The organism is Flavobacterium sp. AC267, assembly GCF_979258715.1.
Map to the genome: position 1 here is coordinate 2,052,494 of NZ_OZ409875.1, position 20,263 is coordinate 2,072,756.

Here is a 20,263-nt window from a genome sequence, read left to right on the forward strand (position 1 = left end):
GCAAAGTTTTAGCTGTGTGGTTTTTTAATGTATAAGCAAATTAAAATTGGCCCTTGTTTCAAAGTTAAGTTTAACACAATACACAATAGACAATACACTTCGCGACTCTGCGACTTTGCGTGATTTATTTCTCCTAAATTTCAAAAATTTACGCATAAATAAAATATTTAATATAGGGTTTTTCTGTAATTTTGAAGAAAAAAAATGACAGAAAATGAAATTTCATCAATAGTAGTTGATGTTTGTTACAGAATACATGTAAAACTTGGACCGGGATTGTTGGAATCAGTTTATGAAGCAATATTATATCACGAATTAGTAAAACGAGGATTAAATGTTGAAAGACAAAAGCCGCTACCAGTTATTTGGGATGGAATATCTTTAGATATTGGATTTCGAGCGGATTTAATAGTAGAAAATAAAGTAATATTAGAAATCAAATCAGTTGAACAAATTATTGAGGTTCATGGCAAACAAGTTCTGACTTACCTTAAAATCACAAAAATGAAATTGGGATTACTTATTAATTTTAATGTACCTATTATTAAATTAGGTATAAAAAGAGTCGTCAGTAATCTTTAACTTTGTTTAAAACAAAAATTATGCAATTCAGAACTCAAATCCCAATTTCAAAAAGTAATTTTCCAATCGAATATAATTCGAAAATACTTTCTGTGGGTTCTTGTTTTGCAGAAAACATGGTCGCCAAATTTGACTATTTTAAATTTCAAAATGAAACCAATCCATTCGGAATTATATTTAATCCTGTTTCGATAGAGAAATTATTTAAACGAGTTTGTGAGCAGGATTTTTTTCAAGAAAAAGATATTTTTTTTTATAATGAACGCTGGCATAGTTTCGAAGTGCATTCGGATTTAAGTAATTCTGACAGGCAAGAATTATTAGAAACACTAAATAAAGCAATAATTGAAACGTATAAACAAGTAAGAGAAGCAACTCACATTATAATAACTTTAGGAACTTCTTGGATTTATAGAAATATTGAAAGCGAAGAAATAGCGACCAATTGCCATAAAGTGCCTCAAAAACAATTCTCAAAAGAACTATTATCGGTTGATGTAATTCAGAAAAGCATTCAAAATACAATCCATTTAATTCAGGCTTTAAATTCCAATATCAATTTCATTTTTACCATTTCTCCAGTACGCCATATTAAAGATGGGTTTGTAGAAAACCAACTTAGCAAATCACATTTGTTTACGGCGTTGCATTTCGTTCTGAATACTGAAAAAGTAAAACGGAATACTGAATACTTTCCTTCCTACGAAATCATGATGGATGAACTTCGCGATTATCGTTTTTACAACGAAGATATGCTTCATCCCAATCTAATCGCGATCGACTATATTTGGAAGCTTTTTAGTGAAAATTATATTTCGCAAGAAAGTTTTTTAACAATACAGGAAGTTGACGAGATTCAGAAAAGTCTTCGACACAGAAGTTTTAATCCCGAATCGGAACAACACAAAAAATTTCTGGCTAAACTCGAGCTGAAAATTAATTTGTTAAGAAAAAAACTGCCTCATATTTCATTTTAATTTCAGTTGTATATTTTAATCTATTTAAGGAATTTTCCTATTTTATTTGTATTTTTGTTTTTCTTTTAAGAAAACAAGAACATTGTGAAGCGTCTAAAACTTTTGCAATAAAAACTGATTTAAAAAGTAAAAATAGTTGAAAATGAAACCGTTAAAATCAAAAATGGGATTACCCCGTATTGTTTATATTGGGAATGAGGAGCCAGAACTTAAATCTTTACAATTTGGTAATTATGAATCGAACGAATTAGATGTATTTTATTTAAGGGATGATGAAAATATAAATGAATACATTATTTCCTTTAATCCTGACTGCATTATAACTACTGGAAATTCGTCTGAAGAATATCCCAATCTAATGAATTTGTCAATAGATATAAGGAGAAGATGGCTGAACTTACCTGATTGCAACAAGGAAGAAATTGGTGAAATGGCCTATAATTGTGCGATGAATTATATTTTATCGTCTCAAACACATGATTTAATTTCATTTTTTACACCAATTTATAATACAGGAGAAACACTTCTTCGTACTTACGAATCGATAAAAAAGCAGACCTACATCAATTGGGAATGGGTGATTGTTAATGATTCTACAGATGATGGAAAAACTTTAAAAATTGCCGAAGATATAGTCGCTCAAGATTTAAGAGTAAAAGTTTATGATTTTAAGGAAAAGTCAGGAGGACTAATTGGCGAAGTAAAACATCGTGCGACGATGTATGTGCAATGGAGACTATTTAGCAGAACTGGATCATGACGATTATTTAATGCCCGATTGTGCATTAGATATAGTTGCAAGATTTAAAAATTATCCAGAAGTTGGATTCGTTTATTCAGATTGCGCAGAGATTGACGAAAACTGGAATTCCTTAACGTACCAAGATGGATTTGCTTTTGGATATGGAAAATATGAAAACCAGTTTGTAATGGGGAAATTGATGAAAGTCTATATTTCTATGAATATTAATCCAAAAACAATACGCCATATTGTTGGAGTTCCCAATCATATCAGGGTTTGGAGAAAATCTGTCTATCATGAAATTGGAGGACATAACAGAAGATTGTCGATTGCGGATGATTATGAATTATTGGTCCGAACTTTTCTGTCGACTAAACTAATGAGAATCCCCAAAATTGGTTATCTGCAATTTATTTACTCCAATCAAAATGCTCGCAAACACACATGATACAGCGCGTGCAGATATCCAACGAAGAGTTCGCTCTATAGCGGGCTTTTATAATCAAAAAATAAAAGAACGTTTTGAAGAGCTTGGTGTAACTGATTGGGCTTATGAAGAAAATCCAAACAATCCTTTGTTAACCGAAAGCAGATTTGGAAAAGAAGAAGGATATGTAAACCTGATCGATCTTTAAAAACTAGGTGTTTAAAATTACTTTATGGGATAATTTAACAGGAAAAACTTAATTTAAAATTTTGCTTTTCATTCAAACCACAATGAAATTTTAGAATAATTGCGCATAATTATGTAAATTGTTAAGGTTTAAAATTGACAATTTTGTAAACTGTATAAATACAGCCCTATAAAAACGCGACTTAATCTAATCGTGTTTTATTGACGTATGAATAAAAAACCAATTTATTTTCTTAAAAAAACACTCCGTGTCTTGCTTTGGTGCGTGGTTTCTATAGTTGCACTTTTATTACTTGTTATCGTATTAATTCAGGTTCCATCCGTTCAAAATTTCGTTAAGGATAAAGCGATCACGTATCTGCAAGATAAAATAAAAACCAAAGTTACCCTAGATAAAATTTTAATTAAATTTCCCAAAGATGTAGTTCTTGAAGGTTTCTATTTTGAAGATCAAAAAAAAGATACTTTATTGGCGGGTAAACGATTAGAAGTCGATGTAGATCTTTTTAAATTGATTAGCAGACGAACTCGAAATCAATTCGGTTTCACTTGAAAATGTAAAAGCTAATATTTCAAGAAATAAAGAAGGCGTTTTTAACTTCGACTATATCATTAAAGCATTCGAATCGAAACAACCAAAAGTAGAAGATCCTGATGCTAAGCCTTTCAAAATTTCTGTTGTAAAAGTAAACCTCGATCAGGTAAAATTTAATTTTAAAGATGATTTCTCTAAGAATGATATTCGCGTAAATCTGACTCATTTTGATACAAAGTTTAATAAATTCGATCTTGATAAAATGGATTTTGATATTCCAAATATCAATTTGAACGGATTAAAAGTAGTTTTGGATCAAGATGTGGTCGAGAAAATTGCTGAAGCTTCGGTTAAAACCGTAGATACGATTTCGAAACGACCAGATTTCAAATTGGCATTAGATAAAATCACGTTGTCTCAAATCGATATTTTATACGATAATAAAGACTCAAAATTAAATTCAGGCATTCGTTTAGGAAACTTAAACTTGGCTGTAAACGAAATCGACCTTAATAAACAGCTTTTAGATTTTGATACTTTCGAAGTGAAAAATCTAAGCGGTAATTTAAGATTAGGAGCACAAGACAAGCAAATTAAAGCCCCAGATTTAGATTCAACAGCAATAAAACAAGCAGGCTGGAAAGTAAAATTAAAAGATGCTAATCTAGAAAATATCGCTTTTAAATTTGATGATATGCAGTCCAAACCAAAAACAAAAGGTTTAGATTATAGTCATTTAGATTTGAGTAAATTCAATTTTAAAGCCGAGAAATTATATTATGCAAACGATACAATTTCTGGAGCTATAAAAACGCTTACCGTAAACGAAAAAAGCGGCTTGCAGATTCAGGCTTTAAAAACAGATTTCTTTTACGGACCAAAAGGTGCGTATTTGAATAATTTGTATCTAAAAACACCGCAAACTCTTGTACAAGATAAAATCAAAGCTGAATATAAATCGCTGGAAGCGCCTGCAAAAAGATCTTGGTAATATTTCAATTGATGCCAATTTAAAAGAGTCAAAAATCGGTTTTAAAGACATTTTATTGTTTGTGCCAGATTTGCAGAAAACAAATCCGTTTAAAAGTAATCCAAATGCAATTTTGTATGTGGATAGCCGTGTGAGCGGAAAAGTAAAAGATCTGAATATTTCAAAATTTGAAATGAGCGGCATTGGTGCTACAAAAGTTTCCCTTTCGGGGAAAATCACTGGACTTCCAGATGCGCAAAAAGCATATTACGATTTGGATATTAAAAAGATTTCGAGCACGGCAAAAGATATTAATATGTTTGTGCCTGCGGGAACAATTCCCAAGAATATTCAACTGCCTTCGCAATTAAATCTGCAGGGGAAATTTAAAGGATCAGTTCAAAATTTCAAAACCAATTTAGCTTTAAACAGCAGTTTTGGAAATGCAAAAGTTGACGCTTTATTTGATCAGCGAATCAAAAAAAGAGAAAAATACGATGCAACTGTTTATTTGCTTGATTTTGATTTAGGGCGATTGATTAAAAACGATTCAATTGGAAAAATTACGCTTAAAGCGAAAGTAAAAGGAAATGGTTTAGACCCTAAAACAGCCAATGCCGCAATTGATGGATTGGTTCAAAAAGCGGTTTTTAATCGATATACGTATAGAGATCTTGCTTTAAAAGGAAATATCGAAAACGGATCTTTTGCAGTAAAATCTGGAATGAAAGATCCAAATCTTAATTTTGATTTAGTTGCAAGCGGTGACACCAAACAAAAATATCCAACCATAAAATTGAAATTAAACCTGGATATTGCCGATTTAGAAAAACTAAATCTGCATGCTGGCCCAATGAAACTTCGCGGTAATGTAGATGCGGATATTGCGAATAGTAATCCTGATTTCTTAAACGGAAAAGTATTTTTGTCTAACATTCAAATCTTGCAGGATGCTGAACCAATAGTTTTAGATTCTATTCGTGTTTTGGCTTTTGCCGACAAAGACAGCAATTCGATCAAAATTTCATCTCAGTTCTTAAAAGCTGAGGTAGTAGGGAAGTACAAGCTGACGACTTTAGTAAATTCTATTCAAAAATCATTATCAAAATATATTGATCTTCAAAATCCGAAAGTAAATTCGGAATCGGATGAGCAGAGATTAGCATTCAAATTAAAAGTAGACAATGATCCTGTTCTTTTTAAATTATTACCAAAATTAACTGGATTAGAACCATTTACAATAAATGGAAAATACAATAACCAAACCGATTCTTTGGAAGTAAAAGGAACGATTCCGAGAATTGTGTATGCCGATAATACTATTTCTGACGGAAGAATCAATATTGAAGCCAAAGAAAATGCGTTGGAATATTTGGTTTCTGTTGCGACTATAGAAAGCGGATCGCTAAAAATTCCGTTTACAAGTTTGTCTGGAAAAGTAGAAAACAATGAGCTTACATACGCTTTGGAAGTAAAAGATGCCAAAGAGAAACAACAATATTTTATTGCCGGAAACTTGAATCATGAAAATGCTAAAAACATCTTCAAAATCGATGCAGAGAATTTCGTTTTAAATTATGAAAAATGGAATGTTGATCCAGAAAATGCTGTTGAATTTGGAGATAAAAGACTTTATATCAATAAATTTTATTTGAGCAATGCAGGAAACGAATTAAAAATTCAATCCCAGGGAACTGAAAATAACGCGCCGCTTCAGGTTGATTTTGTCAACTTCAAGATTGAAACCATTATGAATATGGTTAAAAAAGACGAGTTATTAATGCAAGGGTTGATCAACGGAAATGCTTTGGTCGAAAACGTACTGACAAGCCCAACTTTTACATCAGACTTAAAAATTGATGATTTTACTTTTAAAGGCGAAAAAGTCGGCGACTTAGAGATAAAAGTAGACAATAAAACTGCCAATACACTTGCGGCAAATGTAGCTTTAAGTGATGAAGGAAATGATCTAAAATTAACAGGAGAATATAAATTAGATGCTGGAAACTTTGATTTTGATGTTGCAATCAATAAACTGAATATTAAAAGTATCCAAGGTTTCAGCATGGGGAATATAACCGAAGGAAAAGGGTTTTTATCAGGAAACTTTAAATTAACTGGAAATACCTCGGCTCCAAAAATTAATGGGGAATTGAATTTTAACGATGCTCGCTTTTAGGGTTACGCAATTGAATTCGTACTTTAAAATTGGAAAAGAAAAAATCACTTTTAATAATGAAACCATTTCATTTGATAAATTCTCTGTTTTTGATGAAAATGATAATGAACTGTATGTAAATGGATCAATCCAGTCGGCTGATTTTATAAAGTATAATTTTAATCTTTTGGTAGAAGCAAATGATTTTAGAGCTATAAATTCTAAAGCGGCAGACAACGATTTGTTTTACGGCGACTTATTTTTGGATACCAAACTAAATATTAAAGGAAGTCTAGATAGTCCAGTTATTGATGGAACAATCAAAATAAATAAAGAAACCAAATTTACGGTTGTAATGCCGCAATCAGATCCTTCGATTGCTGATCGTGAGGGAATTGTGGAGTTTGTTGATGAAGATAATATGTATCTGAAACAAACGGTTGACATGCAGAATCAACTCGATCAATCGGAATTAAAAGGACTGGATGTAAATGTTGCTATTACAATTGATAAAGAGGCAGAACTTACTTTACTAATTGATAAAGGAAATGGTGATTATTTGAAATTGCAGGGAGAAGCAGAATTGGTTGGTGGAATTGATAAGTCGGGTAAAACAACTTTGACTGGTAAATATGAGTTTTCTGATGGTGCTTACGAAATGAATTTTAATGGAATCAGAAGAAAATTTGATATTCAAAAAGGCGACTACATTACATGGAATGGAGAGCCAACAATGGCAAATTTAAATATTACGGCAATTTACAAAGTAGATGCTTGCGCCAATTGATTTATTAGGCAATCAGTTAAAAAGCGAACCGCCGAGTGTGCAAAATACATACAAACAAAAACTTCCTTTCCAGACTTTATTGAAAATGAACGGCGAGTTGATGAAGCCTGAGATTTCTTTTGGAATTACTCTTCCAGAAGGAAATTACAATGTTGCCTCGGATGTAGTTGAACTTACGCAGACAAAACTAAAACAATTGGAACAAGATCCTGCCGAATTAAATAAACAGGTTTTTGCCCTTTTATTGTTAAACAGATTTGTTGGTGAAAATCCATTTTCAAGCGAAAGCGACGGGGCAAGTGCAGAATCTTTTGCCAGACAAAGTGTGAGTAAAATACTTTCGCAGACAATTAAACAATTTGGCAGGAGAATTGGTTTCGGGATTTGAAGTGAACTTTGACTTAGAATCAACAGAAGATTACACGACTGGAACTATGGAAAATAGAACCGATCTTAACGTTGAAGTTTCTAAAAGATTATTGGATGACCGATTGAAAGTAACAGTAGGAAGCAGTTTTGGTGTGGAAGGGCAGGAACGTGCCAATGAAGAAAGTACCAATATCGCTGGAGACGTTGCTTTAGATTATCAACTGACAAAAGACGGAAGATATATGGTTCGTGCCTACAGAAAAAACCAATATCAAGTGGCCGTAGAAGGTCAGGTTGTTGAAACAGGAGTTGCGTTTGTTATTACAATGAGTTACAATAAGTTTAGAGAACTTTTTCATCGCAGTGAGCAGGAAAAAGAAATGATTAGAGAAGAAAAACTAAGAAAAGAAAAACAAAAGCAGAAAGAAAAGGAAGAAAAAGAAAAGCCAGAATTACAAAATCAAGAGGAAAAACAAATTGAAGGAAATGAACAGAAAACATAGACATATAAGACAATTTTATATAAAGTGTATTGCACTGTTTTCCTTGATTTTTATGGCAGGATGCAGTAATACAAAATATCTTCCAGAGGGCGATTTGCTTTATGTTGGAGGTTCGGTTACCGTAAAAGATTCGCTGATGAAAAAGAAAGATCGTAAAGCGCTGGAAACGGAACTGGAAGGTTTACTAAGACCAAAACCTAACAAACAAATTTTGGGTTTACGACCTAAATTATGGATTTATAATTTGGCTGGCGAACCTAAAAAACAAAAGGGAACACGATATTGGCTCCGAAATAAAGTGGGAGAAGCGCCCGTTTTATTTAGCAAAGTTGATCTGGATTATAACGCATCGATTTTAAGAAATTTTGCAGAAAACAGAGGTTATTTTAAAACCCGTGTTAGTGCCGATTCGACTGTTCGAAATAAAAGAGTAACTGCAGAATACACCGTTACTCCGAAAAAACAATACATCATAAAAAGCGTTACTTTTCCAGATGACTCTTTAAAAATATCAAAAATATTAGCAAGAAGCAGTAGAAGAAGTCTTTTAAAAGTTGGAAAGCCGTACGATTTAGATTTGATCAAAGCCGAGCGTGAACGTCTTGATGCACGATTAAAGGAAAAGGGATATTTTTATTTTAATCCCGATTATTTTTTGGCTAAAGTCGACAGCAGCAAAGGCGACCATGAAGTAAAAATTAGAATTGTTATAAAAGATGATACGCCTTCTAAAGCATTAACATCATACAAGATTGATAAGATTTTTGTGTATCCAAATTATTCTCTAACAAACGACAGTGCAGTTTACAGAAAAAGAAATATTACACAATACAAAGATTTTACGATAATTGATACGGCAGAAACTTTTAAACCAAGAGTTTATGATCGAACGATTTACTTTAAAAAAGGAGATTTATATAATAGAAAAGATCACAATTTAACTCTAAACCGATTTGTGAATCTGGGAACATTTAGTTTTGTAAAAAATGAATTTAAGCCGTCTGATTCTATTCCAAATGCTTTAAATTCCTATTATTATTTAACCTTGCTTCCTAAAAAATTTATTCGTGTTGAGGTGATAGGTAAAACCAATTCAGCAAGTTACACTGGAACAGAATTAAACTTAAATTGGAACAACCGAAACTTTTTTAGAGGTGCAGAATTATTTACAGCTTCGGTCTTTGGCGGTGCTGATTTTCAACTTGGCGGGGTAAATAAAGGAAAAAATATTTATAAACTCGGAGGGGAAGTTAGTTTGACTTGGCCTAGATTTATTACGCCTTTTAATATAGAAGGGAATAGTGAATTTGTACCAAGAACCAAAGCAACTTTGCGTTACGAATACCAAAAAAGAACACAATTATATGCGCTGAATTCTTTTAATACTTCTTTTGGCTATTTATGGAAAGAAAATATTCGTAAAGAACACCAGTTGAATGTTATTGATGTGACCTATGTGAGTCCGAATCATGTCACGGCAGAATATTTAGCCGATATAGAACAAGATGAAGCACTAAGAAGAGTAATCGAAAAGCAGTTAATTTTTGGCCCAACTTACAATTTTACTTATACAAACACGATGCAGAAGCGTCGAAAAAATACAATCTATTTTAATGGTGAGCTGGATTTAGCGGGAAACATTACAGGATTGGTAACAGGTGCAAGCTATAAGAAAGATAATGTGAAGACAATTTTTGATGTTCCATTTAGTCAATATGTAAAAATCAAATCCGATTTCAGACATTATTTGAAGCTGGGAAAAGAGAGTGAATTGGCGAGCAGATTGATAGTTGGAGCTGGATTCGCCTATGGAAATTCAAATACTCTCCCGACATCAAAACAATTTGTTGTGGGAGGAACTAACAGTATTCGAGCCTTTAGAGCAAGAACTTTAGGTCCTGGAAGTTATGTTATTCCGCCAACAACAAATAATAATTATACGCCAGACCAATCAGCAGATTTAAAGTTGGAATTCAACACAGAATATCGAGCTAAATTGTTTAGTATTGTTCGTGGAGCGGTATTTGTAGATGCGGGAAATATTTGGCTTTTAAATGCTGATCCAGATAAACCCGGAGCCGAAATTTCAAAAGATTTTATGAAAGAACTTGCCGTTGGAGCAGGTGTCGGTTTACGTTTTGATTTGTCATTTTTAGTCTTGAGAACAGATTTAGCTATTCCGCTTCGAAATCCGGCATTACCAGATGGACAACGCTGGGTGATCGATAAGATAGATTTTGGAGACAGTTCTTGGAGAAAAGACAACCTGATTTTGAATATTGCTATCGGATATCCTTTTTTAAAATTATTCGCCACGAATTCACTAATTATCACAATTACAGGAATGCTTAACTTGAATTTATCAAATTTTAATTTGTGAAATTGTAAAGATTAATACAAAAGAGATTAGCTAAAATTCACGAATTCTTGGCGGAAAAAACTAAAAAAAGAAGTAAATTGCTCTTAAATATTTAACTAGAATGCAAAACTTACTCAAAAGAATTATAGGTGTCGGTGTCATTGTTTTACTAATTGTGCTCGCTTTTAAATATTGCGATTTCAAGAAAGAAGATGATTCTACAATCGATTATAATACCAATTTAATTCAGCAAGAAATTCTTAATGTTGGAAAATTGGTTGTCACCGAAGGTCATTTTTCAGAAGTGATCACCTATAAAAACCAACAGAAGTATTTGATGGATATGGTTTCTTTTGAGAAGAAAGCATTAGTTGTTGTAAATGCCAATGTTACGGTTGCTTACGATCTGCATCAAATGAAATACGACATCGATGAAAAAAATAAAACGATTACGATTTTAAATATTCCCAAAGAAGAAATTACCATAAATCCAGATATTCAGTTTTATGATGTCGAACAAAGCAAATTAAATCCGTTTACAGGAGATGATTACAATAAAATCAACAAATCAGTAAAAGCCAATCTGGCAAAGAAAATCGAAAAATCTTCCTTAAAAACAAATGCTCAAAATAGATTGATAAGTGAATTATCAAAGATTTTAATTTTGACGAATTCTATGGGATGGAAATTACAATACAACGGAAAAACTATCGAGTCAGAGACTGAGTTAAATCAAGATTTGAGATTGTGATTTTTTGAGGTTCAAAGGTTGAGAGTTACAAAGGTTTTATCGTAATCTTGTCATCCTGAGGAACGAAGGATCACACTAGAAACTCCGTACAGAAATTTATCAATCTTTGTCGAATTACGAGTGTGATCCTTCGTTCCTCAGGATGACAAAAGTGGTAAAAAAACTTTGCGACTTCGCGTCTCTGCGAGATTAAAAAAAATCCCCGCTTATCGGTTTATAAATCTGCGTGAAAAAATCTTCGCGCCCTAGTGCCTTTGCGACAAAGAGTTATCAAAAATCAAATCCAAACCACCAGCAATTAGATGTGCAATCTCAGGACGTCTTTCCTTCAATTTATCCAGATAAACCAATACTTCCTGTAAAAGCTGTTTCTCATCAGAATCTTTTAAAAGTTCTGCAATTTCAATACTCAAAAGCCAATCATTAGAATGGTTGTTTTTCAGTTTTTCAAAAACAGGCTGAAGTTCATTTTTAGATTCTTTGGAGTTTCTGATATTGCGAACAGATGCATATAAAATCTCCAATTCATCACGTTCATCGGTATGTTTTGCTTTAATAGTTTGAGTTGTTGGGACAATGTTTATTAAGTCAAAACTATTTACATCCGCTGGGCCAGCGAATGCCGAAATGACTTTTTTACCTATAGCCATATCATAATTTCCCCAGTCGGGTTGAAACAAAATAGTTTCTCCCTGCGTTACCGTACAATTTCTAAAACTGATTAAAATGATTTCGCCATGCAGATTTCTAGAACCAGTAATAATTTCTCCTTCTACAATAATGTTTCCTTCAAATTCCAGTTTTACGGTTTCATTTTCTACAATACTGTAAGCCTGTAAATCTTTCGGACTCATATCTTCTATCGCAAGATTAAAACCTTTCAATTTTCCAATCGGACTTCCAAATCCGTGTGGATGAGTTAAAGTTCCGTGGCCGACTAATTCTTTTTCGCGGTAAGAAAGAGCCGTTTTTCCAGTTGTTTGGATATAAACAGGTTTTCCTTCATCTTCAATTACATTGGTAAAAACTCCAGAAATTTGTAAACCAGTACTCAATTCAATTGTTCCTAAAGCATTGGAGTGAATTAATTTTTGGATTCCTGAAAGACCTCCAGTTCTTAAAGCCATTTTATTTGCAAATTCTTCTAAAATCAAACTTAAATGAGAAAAAGTTGGCGTTACATACAATTGAGGCTGTAACTGCGTAATATCAAAATTCTGATTGGCGACCGAAATATCGTAAGGGATTTTCTTCACATTTTCCGTCATGCACCAAGCACTTTCTCCAATTGAAGAAAGCAGTCCTGCACCGTAAATTTTTGGATCTTCAACACTTCCGATCAAACCATATTCTACGGTCCACCAATGCAAATTTCTAATTTGAGCCATTTCAGACAATTCGCCCATATCATTTTGTAAATCGGCAACTGCTTTTTCGGTCGCGTCAATTTTTTCCTGCGGCGTGTCTTCGGCTTCTTTTAAAATTGAAAGCAGACGAATCGCTTCATACATTTGATAATCTTTGTGAGACGAAATCGCTTTACAGCCAATTTCCCCAAACCGTCTTAGATATTCGGCATATTCAGGATTGGCAATAATAGGAGCGTGGCCGGCACCTTCATGAATGATATCTGGTGCGGGCGTATATTCAATATGTTCTAACTGTCTGATATCTGAAGCAATAACTAAAACATTATAAGCCTGAAACTCCATAAAAGCATTTGGCGGAATAAAGCCATCGACTGCAACTGCTCGCCCAGCCAATTTCGCTTAGAATTCGGTTCATGCCATACATACTCGGAATAGAGTCGATCTCAATTCCAGTTTTGCGTAAACCTTCCAAATAAGAATGGTGCGCCACTTTAGAAAGATAATCTACATTTTTACGCATCACATATCGCCAAACCGCTTGATTAATAGGTGTATAATCACTATAATCTTGAGGTTTGATAAATTGCTGTAAATGTTTAGGCAATCTTTCTAATAACGGATTGGTTTCAATATTTGGATTCATTTCGAAAACGTTGTAGATTAGAATGTAAAATTACGAATTTAGACCGCTAATTTTTGCTATTCTTCACAATATTTTTATTCGAAAGTGAATTTTATTGCGTTTTTGTAAGTTTTTAATGAAAGGAAGAATTTGGACTTTTAGCAGTCATTATTATCGAAACTCACTCTTTCCATTGTGTTTTTATAGTTTTCAATTTCTTTCTTGGTCATTGAAGTTTCTTTTAGGTCAACCTTTAACTGCTTTTTAGTGTCAGGGCTGATCCATAAACCAGAGAAAGTATTTCCTGTTTTCTTTACAATTAAGACACCGCTGAAACCATGTTCAACCATTACAAATTCATTTTCAGCTTTTTTGTTCTGCGTAGGATAGATTTGAATCCATTTGCTAGATTTATCGTAGCGATACATGGAGGCAAACATTAAATCGGCCGTACAAGGATTCTCTTCTGTTTGAATATAAAGCGTTATTGGTATTTTTCCATCAATAGTTCCTTTGTATAAATTAGAAACTGGAGCTTGAGATTGTGCGTTTAGATGAGTAAAAAAAGAGAAACAAATTAGAAAGAACAGGATAACTTTTTTTCATTTTAATGATTGATTTGTTTTTGATAGTATTTGGATCAATCAAAATTATTTAATTTAAAATAGTTTCCAACTTTAATGTCAAGTATTTTAAGATTTACCTGATGAATTTCTTAATTCATTTTCGGCATTTCTAAAGTACTCGATTTTGTGGCTGAACATAAAAGCCATATTTGTGGCACGCATTTTAGCTTCTTCCGTTATCGGTCCTGCAAATTGGGAATCGATTGTGGTATTAAAAATTGCAATCCAGCGGTCAAAATGAGTTTGATCAACAGGCAATTGTTTGTGCGGCGGAAATGGCGTTCCAGAATAAGCGCGTACATCAAACAAAATAGTCTGCCAGAAATTATACATTTTTTGTAAATGAGGCTCCCAGCGATCTTGCAGTTTATCATTAAAAATTGGACCAATAAGATCATCTTTTCTAACATTGTTATAAAAGCTGTCAACCATTTGTTTAATGTCTTCTATCGTGGAAATATCTTTTAGCGCTGCCATTTTTTTTGTATTTTAAAAGTAGAATGCAAAAATACGTTTTAACTTCTTTTTTATTTAATGATATTTATCATTCACGAAATAATTACCCAATTAACTGTGTAAACAAATCCTGATTATCATTTAAATATTGAAACTCGAAACCAAACTCCGTCATTTTCATTTTGATTGACTTAATGTCTTTTTTGTTTTTCAATTCTAAACCAACCACTACCGAGCCTACTTCTCGGCTGTTTTTCTTGGCAAACTGAAAATAAGTAATATCGTCATCCGGGCCTAAAATGTTATTTACAAATTCTTTCAAAGCACCTGGACGTCTGCGGAAACTGAATCATAAAATAATGCATCAAACCTTCATAAAGCAAAGAACGTTCTTTTATCTCCGCAGTTCTTTCTATGTCGTTATTACTGCCGCTTACGATGCACACTACATTTTTGCCTTTTATTTTTTCCTTATAAAAATCCAAAGCGGCAATGGTCAAAGCACCAGCAGGTTCAACCACCATTGCTTCTTCATTGTACAAACGTAAAATTGTCGTGCAGACTTTTCCTTCGGGAACCAAAATAATGTCTTCTAGATTATAACGGCAGATTTCAAAAGTTTTATCTCCGACTTGTTTTACTGCGGCGCCATCAACAAATTTATCGATCGTTTTTAAAGCCGTATTTTTATTTTCTTCAATTGAAGTTTTCATCGAAGGAGCACCTTTTGGCTCAACGCCGATGATCTTAGTGTGCGGACTTAAATGTCTAAAAACCTCAGATAATCCAGAAGCCAGTCCATGCCGCCAATTGGAACAAAAACATAATCGATTGGTTCTTTAAAACTTTCCAGAATTTCTAATCCAACAGTTCCTTGTCCGGCAATTACTTTTTCATCATCAAACGGATGAATAAAAGTTTTATGATTTTTGATGGCATCTGCAGTTGCCGAAGCATACGCATCATCAAAAGTATCGCCCGTTAAAACAATTTCAACAAAAGATTTTCCGAATAATTGAACTTGTTTTACTTTTTGTTTTGGAGTAGTTTTTGGCATATAAATTTTGCCTTTTATGTGCGAGCAGATTACAGGAATAGGCAACGCCCTGCGCGTGATTACCAGCACTCGCACAAACAATTCCGTTTGCTTTTTCTTTTTCGTTTAACGAAGAAATCTTATTGTATGCGCCTCTAATTTTATACGACCGGACAATTTGTAAATCTTCTCTTTTTAATAAAATAGTAGCATCAAATTCGTCTGAAAGATTTAAATTTTGGGTTAGAGGTGTAGCGGCAACCACATCTTCGAGTCGCTTTTTTGCATTAAGTACTTCGTTAAATAGATTCATGTTGTTTGTTTTTGTTGCCACGAATTACACCAATTTTTACTAATTTAAGTTTAAGTTAAAAAAATAATTCGTGCTAATTCGTGTAATTCGTGGCTATTTTTTAGTTTTTCTAAATAAAAAAACCTCCCGATGTGGGAGGTTCTTATAAATTATATTTTACTTATTTATATAACACTCCGCCATTACTGCTCAATTGCAATAATGCTAATAATAGCGATCATAATGTTATTAAAATTTTTCATTTTTCTTTGTTGAAAAACAAATGTATTAATTATTTTTTGAAGAAGTCAATAACTATTTTAACTTTTTCTAAAAAACTGAAAACGGCCACTGTATACTACTTTTTAACCGGCGGATATTGAGCTAAAATTTTATTTACAAATTCAGCTACTTTTTGATCTTTCTTGTCAATGTTTCTGGTTAGGGTTCCTTGACCTTCACCTTGCCAGATCATTTCTTTCTTTTTGGCGTCGATTAAATCAATGTAAAGCGTTCCTTCTGTAGAAGTAGAAACCATTGTTTGGTTACCGCCATACATCATCCACGGATTCCAACCCCAGCCCCAGCCGTAGCCCCAGCCAGCGCTAAATTGGTTTACATTTACCTGTTCTCTTGATTTGGTGAAAATATTTACCAATAAATCGGGATTTTCACTTTTAGTCAGACCTTTCGCCTGCATTTCTGCATCAATTGCGTGCAGGATACGTCTTTTATCCAAATCAGAAATTTCTACTTTGTCAATTCCGGGCTTAAAGAAAGCATAAGTCTTGTAAGGCGCAAAATCGACAGTTTTGTCGTAATCAGAATATACAGTAACACTGCCGCAGGATGAAAGAATCAACAGCAGTAAAATCGGAATTAACTTGAATGTTTTCATATTATTAGAAATTTAATGTTCTTGTTTGTAATTAGTTTATCCTAAAAAACAACTTAATTTTTCTGTCAGGCTGAGCGAAGTCGAAGCCCATTCTTTTTCATTAGCCTTCGACTTCGCTCAGGATGACAATTTGTTTTATTATAAAATCCTTTAACTAAAGCAGACTTTCATCTACCATATTAGGTAAAGTTACTTTTAATAATGGCTCAATTTCCATTGCTCTTTTTATGGCAAAAACAGCACCCTCATTTCGAGCCCAGCTTCGTCTTGAAATTCCGTTATTAACATCCCAGAAAAGCATTGATGCTAAACGCTTTGAAGCTTCTTTAGAACCATCAAGAACCATACCAAATCCGCCGTTAATAACCTCTCCCCAGCCAACGCAGCCGCCATTATGAATAGAAACCCAGGTTGCTCCTCTAAAACTGTCACCAATTACGTTTTGAATAGCCATATCAGCGGTAAAGCGAGATCCGTCGTAAATATTGGAAGTTTCTCGGTAAGGAGAATCTGTTCCTGAAACGTCATGATGATCACGACCTAAAACAACCGCTCCAATTTCACCTTTAGCAATGGCTTGGTTAAATGCTTCTGCAATTTTAACTCGTCCTTCAGCATCAGCATATAAAATTCGAGCTTGAGAACCAACCACCAATTTATTTTCCTGCGCACCTTTAATCCATTTAATGTTATCCTGCATTTGCTCGCTGAATTTCATTTGGAGCAGTTTTAGACATTTCTTCTAAAACCTGACTTGCAATCAAATCTGTTTTTTGTAAATCTTCTGGATTTCCAGATGTGCAAACCCATCTAAAAGGACCAAAACCGTAATCGAAACACATTGGTCCCATGATGTCCTGAACATAGCTAGGGTATTTAAAATCGATATTATTCCCCGCCATTACATCAGCTCCCGCGCGTGAAGCTTCCAATAAAAAGGCATTTCCGTAATCAAAAAAGTACGTTCCTTTTGCAGTATGTTTGTTGATTGCTTTCGCTTGTCGGCGTAAAGATTCTTGCACTTTTTCTTTAAATAATTCAGGAGTGTTGGCCATCATTTCGTTGGCTTCTTGAAACGAAATTCCAGCTGGATAATAACCGCCGGCCCACGGATTATGTAATGAAGTCTGGTCTGAACCCAAATCAATTTTGATGTTTTCTTTATCGAAACATTCCCAAACATCAACCACATTTCCTAAATAAGCAATCGAAACTACTTCTTTATTGGCTTTCGCCGAATTGACCCTCTTAACCAATTCTTCTGTCGAAGTTACGATTTCATTAATCCAACCTTGTTCATGACGAATTTTGGTAATTTTCGGATTCACTTCGGCGCAGACCGTAATACAACCTGCGATATTTCCCGCTTTTGGCTGAGCGCCAGACATGCTGCCCAGTCCTGAAGTTACAAAAAGATTTCCTTCAGGATTTAATTTTATTTTTCTGAAACCATTCAAAACCGTAATCGTAGTTCCGTGTACAATTCCCTGCGGACCAATATACATATAACTTCCCGCTGTCATTTGTCCGTATTGTGAAACGCCTAAGGCGTTCATTTTTTCCCAATCGTCAGGTTTGGAGTAATTCGGTATAACCATTCCGTTAGTTACCACAACTCTTGGTGCTTCTTTATGCGAAGGAAATAATCCCATCGGATGTCCTGAATACATCGTTAAAGTCTGCTCGTCTGTCATTTCAGACAAATACTGCATCGTCAATAAATATTGTGCCCAGTTTTGAAAAACAGCTCCGTTTCCGCCGTACGTAATCAATTCATGCGGATGCTTGCGCCACGGCATAATCCAAATTGTTCTGGATCATGTGCATAATCGCTTTTGCCTGCAATGATTTTCCTGGATATTCATCAATTGGTCGCGCGTACATTCTGTAATCAGGACGTAAACGATACATATATATGCGACCGTAATTTTCTAATTCTTCTGAAAATTCTGGAATTAACTCGGCGTGATGTTTCGGTTCAAAATAACGTAAGGCATTTTTTAAAGCCAGTTTTTTTTCTTCTGCCGAAAGAATTTCTTTTCGTTTTGGCGCATGGTTAATCGCTAAATCGTATCGTCGCCTTTGGAGGTAATATAGAGGGGATTCCCTGTTGTATTTGTTCTTTGAAAGTCATTTTTTTTATTTTAGATTTTAGATTGTTGATTTTTTCAATCCGAATAAATCAAACGTCTAAAATTATTGTATGTTTAAATTATGTCGCTCCGCTGGAGCTAAAATTCTGGATGCTAATTTTATTTCGAGACACACTTTTCTAAAGACATTTCACTCCTACGGAGTTTTTCTCAGCCTTGGAAAGGCGTCATATTTCTAGAAAGCAAAATCGTTCCGTTCAAAAGCTCCAACGGAGCGAAACATTCCGAATCCAATTGGATCTTAATTTTTAATTGGAATTTGGAATTTAAGAATTAGAATTTATCAATTATCAAATGCCACATTCTCTAATTAAAAAACTAAGGATAACGGATATCCGACCTATGATAGGATTTGTGGATCGTAATCCTAAATTTTCTCGAACGAATATCCATATATGATATTTTAGATTGGAATTTGGAATTTAAAATTTGGAATTTATTTACAAATAAACCTCTTCATTAACACAAAATGGCATTTTTCTATTTTCAGAAAGTGCTATAATATTTTGTGCGGCACAAACTGCCATTCCGTTTCTAGCTTCGTATGTTGCAGAGCCAATGTGTGGCAAAACACAGCAATTTGGCGGCGATAATAATGGGTTGTCCTGCTTCATGGGTTCCGGATTGGTAACGTCAAGCCCAGCGCCCCAGATTATATCATTAGTCAATGCATTATATAAATCATCTTCATTATGAAATTTTCCTCTTGCAGTGTTGATGAAAATAGCATTGGGTTTCATCTTAGCAAAAGTTTCTTTATTAAAGAGTTCGTTATTTTCGTCGGTATAATTAGAGTGAACGCTCAAAACATCACTTTGCGCAAGTAACGTCTCAAAATCTACATATTGAGCATCAAGTTCTTTTTCGGCATTTTCATTGTGGGAGCGGTTGTGGTAAATAATGTTCATTCCAAATGCGGCTTTACATTTTTGAGCCATTTCAAAACCAATTCTTCCCAAACCAAATATCCCTAATGTTTTGCCATAGAGTTCCTGCCCTAAATTGGCTAAAGCATTAAAAGTTCCCCATTCGCCGTTTATGATTCTTTTGTGATTATAAAATGACTTTCTGGCAACACTCTGCATCAATAAAAAAGCAGTATCTGATGTTGCTCTGTTTAAAACTTCAGGCGTATTTCCAACGGGGATTTTTCTACTATTGGCCGATGGAATATGAACAGAATCATATCCTACAGAAAATAAAGCGATCCCCTTTAAATTAGGACACTGCTCAAAAAAATCTTCATCCAAATTACTGGAACCAACATTAAGAAGCGCATCATTTTCCTGACAGATTTTGATAAATTCCTCTCTTGATAAAACATTTTCTGTTGGATTTATAGTAAGATTGAAACCTTTTTCCTGCAGTAGTAAAAGTCCCGCTTCTGGTATATTTTTAGTTATAAAAATGTTCATTTTGTATTGTTTTTGACCTATTGGATAA

At 33.9% G+C, this 20,263-nt stretch carries 17 protein-coding genes and 3 pseudogenes; 13 read left to right on the plus strand and 7 right to left on the minus strand.

The genetic code is table 11. The features are described from left to right. Positions 1-204 precede the first annotated feature (204 nt). From ACZZ95_RS10550 to ACZZ95_RS10610, 13 genes are all read left to right on the plus strand, one after another. Complete coding sequence (locus ACZZ95_RS10550; RefSeq protein ID WP_095954786.1) at positions 205-582, plus strand: GxxExxY protein; 378 nt, start codon at positions 205-207, stop codon at positions 580-582. Between the two features lie 20 nt (positions 583-602). Continuing rightward, the gene (locus tag ACZZ95_RS10555; protein WP_463468984.1) at positions 603-1,559 is read left to right on the plus strand and encodes a GSCFA domain-containing protein; all 957 of its coding nucleotides are present in this window, start codon (positions 603-605) and stop codon (positions 1,557-1,559) included. A gap of 142 nt (positions 1,560-1,701) precedes the next feature. After that, a complete protein-coding gene (locus ACZZ95_RS10560) occupies positions 1,702-2,319 on the plus strand; it encodes a glycosyltransferase family 2 protein (protein ID WP_463468985.1) in 618 nt (205 codons plus the stop codon). Next, the gene (locus ACZZ95_RS10565; protein WP_463468986.1) at positions 2,282-2,749 is read left to right on the plus strand and encodes a glycosyltransferase family protein; all 468 of its coding nucleotides are present in this window, start codon (positions 2,282-2,284) and stop codon (positions 2,747-2,749) included. Before ACZZ95_RS10560 ends, ACZZ95_RS10565 begins: the two co-directional genes overlap by 38 nt. After that, a complete protein-coding gene (locus ACZZ95_RS10570) occupies positions 2,730-2,936 on the plus strand; it encodes a hypothetical protein (RefSeq protein WP_463468987.1) in 207 nt (68 codons plus the stop codon). The genes ACZZ95_RS10565 and ACZZ95_RS10570 overlap by 20 nt, the downstream gene beginning before the upstream one ends. Positions 2,937-3,188: 252 nt before the next feature. Then, a complete protein-coding gene (locus ACZZ95_RS10575; RefSeq protein ID WP_463468988.1) occupies positions 3,189-3,488 on the plus strand; it encodes a hypothetical protein in 300 nt (99 codons plus the stop codon). 244 nt (positions 3,489-3,732) lie between these two features. Beyond that, positions 3,733-4,461, plus strand: coding sequence for a hypothetical protein (locus ACZZ95_RS10580; protein ID WP_463468989.1), 729 nt, complete (start codon positions 3,733-3,735; stop codon positions 4,459-4,461). Beyond that, entirely contained in the window at positions 4,397-6,619 is a 2,223-nt protein-coding gene (locus ACZZ95_RS10585; RefSeq protein WP_463468990.1) for a translocation/assembly module TamB domain-containing protein, read from the plus strand. Before ACZZ95_RS10580 ends, ACZZ95_RS10585 begins: the two co-directional genes overlap by 65 nt. Further along, positions 6,606-7,385, plus strand: a complete 780-nt coding sequence (locus tag ACZZ95_RS10590; RefSeq protein WP_463468991.1) for a translocation/assembly module TamB domain-containing protein — start codon at positions 6,606-6,608, stop codon at positions 7,383-7,385. Before ACZZ95_RS10585 ends, ACZZ95_RS10590 begins: the two co-directional genes overlap by 14 nt. Beyond that, the gene (locus ACZZ95_RS10595) at positions 7,369-7,773 is read left to right on the plus strand and encodes a translocation/assembly module TamB domain-containing protein (protein ID WP_463468992.1); all 405 of its coding nucleotides are present in this window, start codon (positions 7,369-7,371) and stop codon (positions 7,771-7,773) included. Before ACZZ95_RS10590 ends, ACZZ95_RS10595 begins: the two co-directional genes overlap by 17 nt. Beyond that, on the plus strand, positions 7,745-8,257 hold the full coding sequence (locus ACZZ95_RS10600) for a translocation/assembly module TamB domain-containing protein (protein ID WP_463468993.1): 513 nt from the start codon (positions 7,745-7,747) through the stop codon (positions 8,255-8,257). The genes ACZZ95_RS10595 and ACZZ95_RS10600 overlap by 29 nt, the downstream gene beginning before the upstream one ends. After that, positions 8,241-10,637 carry a translocation and assembly module lipoprotein TamL gene (gene tamL, locus ACZZ95_RS10605; protein ID WP_463468994.1) on the plus strand — a complete coding sequence of 799 codons (2,397 nt, stop codon included), beginning with the start codon at positions 8,241-8,243 and terminating at the stop codon, positions 10,635-10,637. The genes ACZZ95_RS10600 and tamL overlap by 17 nt, the downstream gene beginning before the upstream one ends. Before the next feature lie 100 nt (positions 10,638-10,737). Then, positions 10,738-11,367, plus strand: coding sequence for a DUF4230 domain-containing protein (locus tag ACZZ95_RS10610; RefSeq protein ID WP_463468995.1), 630 nt, complete (start codon positions 10,738-10,740; stop codon positions 11,365-11,367). A gap of 245 nt (positions 11,368-11,612) precedes the next feature. On the opposite strand, the pseudogene ACZZ95_RS10615 reads toward ACZZ95_RS10610, so the two are convergent. The 7 genes and pseudogenes from ACZZ95_RS10615 to ACZZ95_RS10645 form a co-directional block, all read right to left on the minus strand. Next, positions 11,613-13,380 (minus strand): annotated as a pseudogene (locus ACZZ95_RS10615) (aromatic amino acid hydroxylase). A 137-nt stretch (positions 13,381-13,517) separates the two neighbouring features. After that, positions 13,518-13,787: a hypothetical protein gene (locus ACZZ95_RS10620; RefSeq protein ID WP_463468996.1), complete on the minus strand. Its 270-nt coding sequence runs from the start codon at positions 13,785-13,787 to the stop codon at positions 13,518-13,520. A 264-nt stretch (positions 13,788-14,051) separates the two neighbouring features. Further along, on the minus strand, positions 14,052-14,462 hold the full coding sequence (locus ACZZ95_RS10625) for a group III truncated hemoglobin (RefSeq protein ID WP_463468997.1): 411 nt from the start codon (positions 14,460-14,462) through the stop codon (positions 14,052-14,054). 82 nt (positions 14,463-14,544) lie between these two features. Continuing rightward, a pseudogene (gene ilvA / locus ACZZ95_RS10630) lies at positions 14,545-15,790 on the minus strand (threonine ammonia-lyase IlvA). A gap of 337 nt (positions 15,791-16,127) precedes the next feature. Then, entirely contained in the window at positions 16,128-16,667 is a 540-nt protein-coding gene (locus tag ACZZ95_RS10635; RefSeq protein WP_463468998.1) for a DUF4136 domain-containing protein, read from the minus strand. 154 nt (positions 16,668-16,821) lie between these two features. Then, a pseudogene (locus ACZZ95_RS10640) lies at positions 16,822-18,801 on the minus strand (urocanate hydratase). Positions 18,802-19,260: 459 nt separating this feature from the next. Beyond that, complete coding sequence (locus ACZZ95_RS10645; protein WP_463468999.1) at positions 19,261-20,235, minus strand: 2-hydroxyacid dehydrogenase; 975 nt, start codon at positions 20,233-20,235, stop codon at positions 19,261-19,263. Positions 20,236-20,263 lie beyond the last annotated feature (28 nt).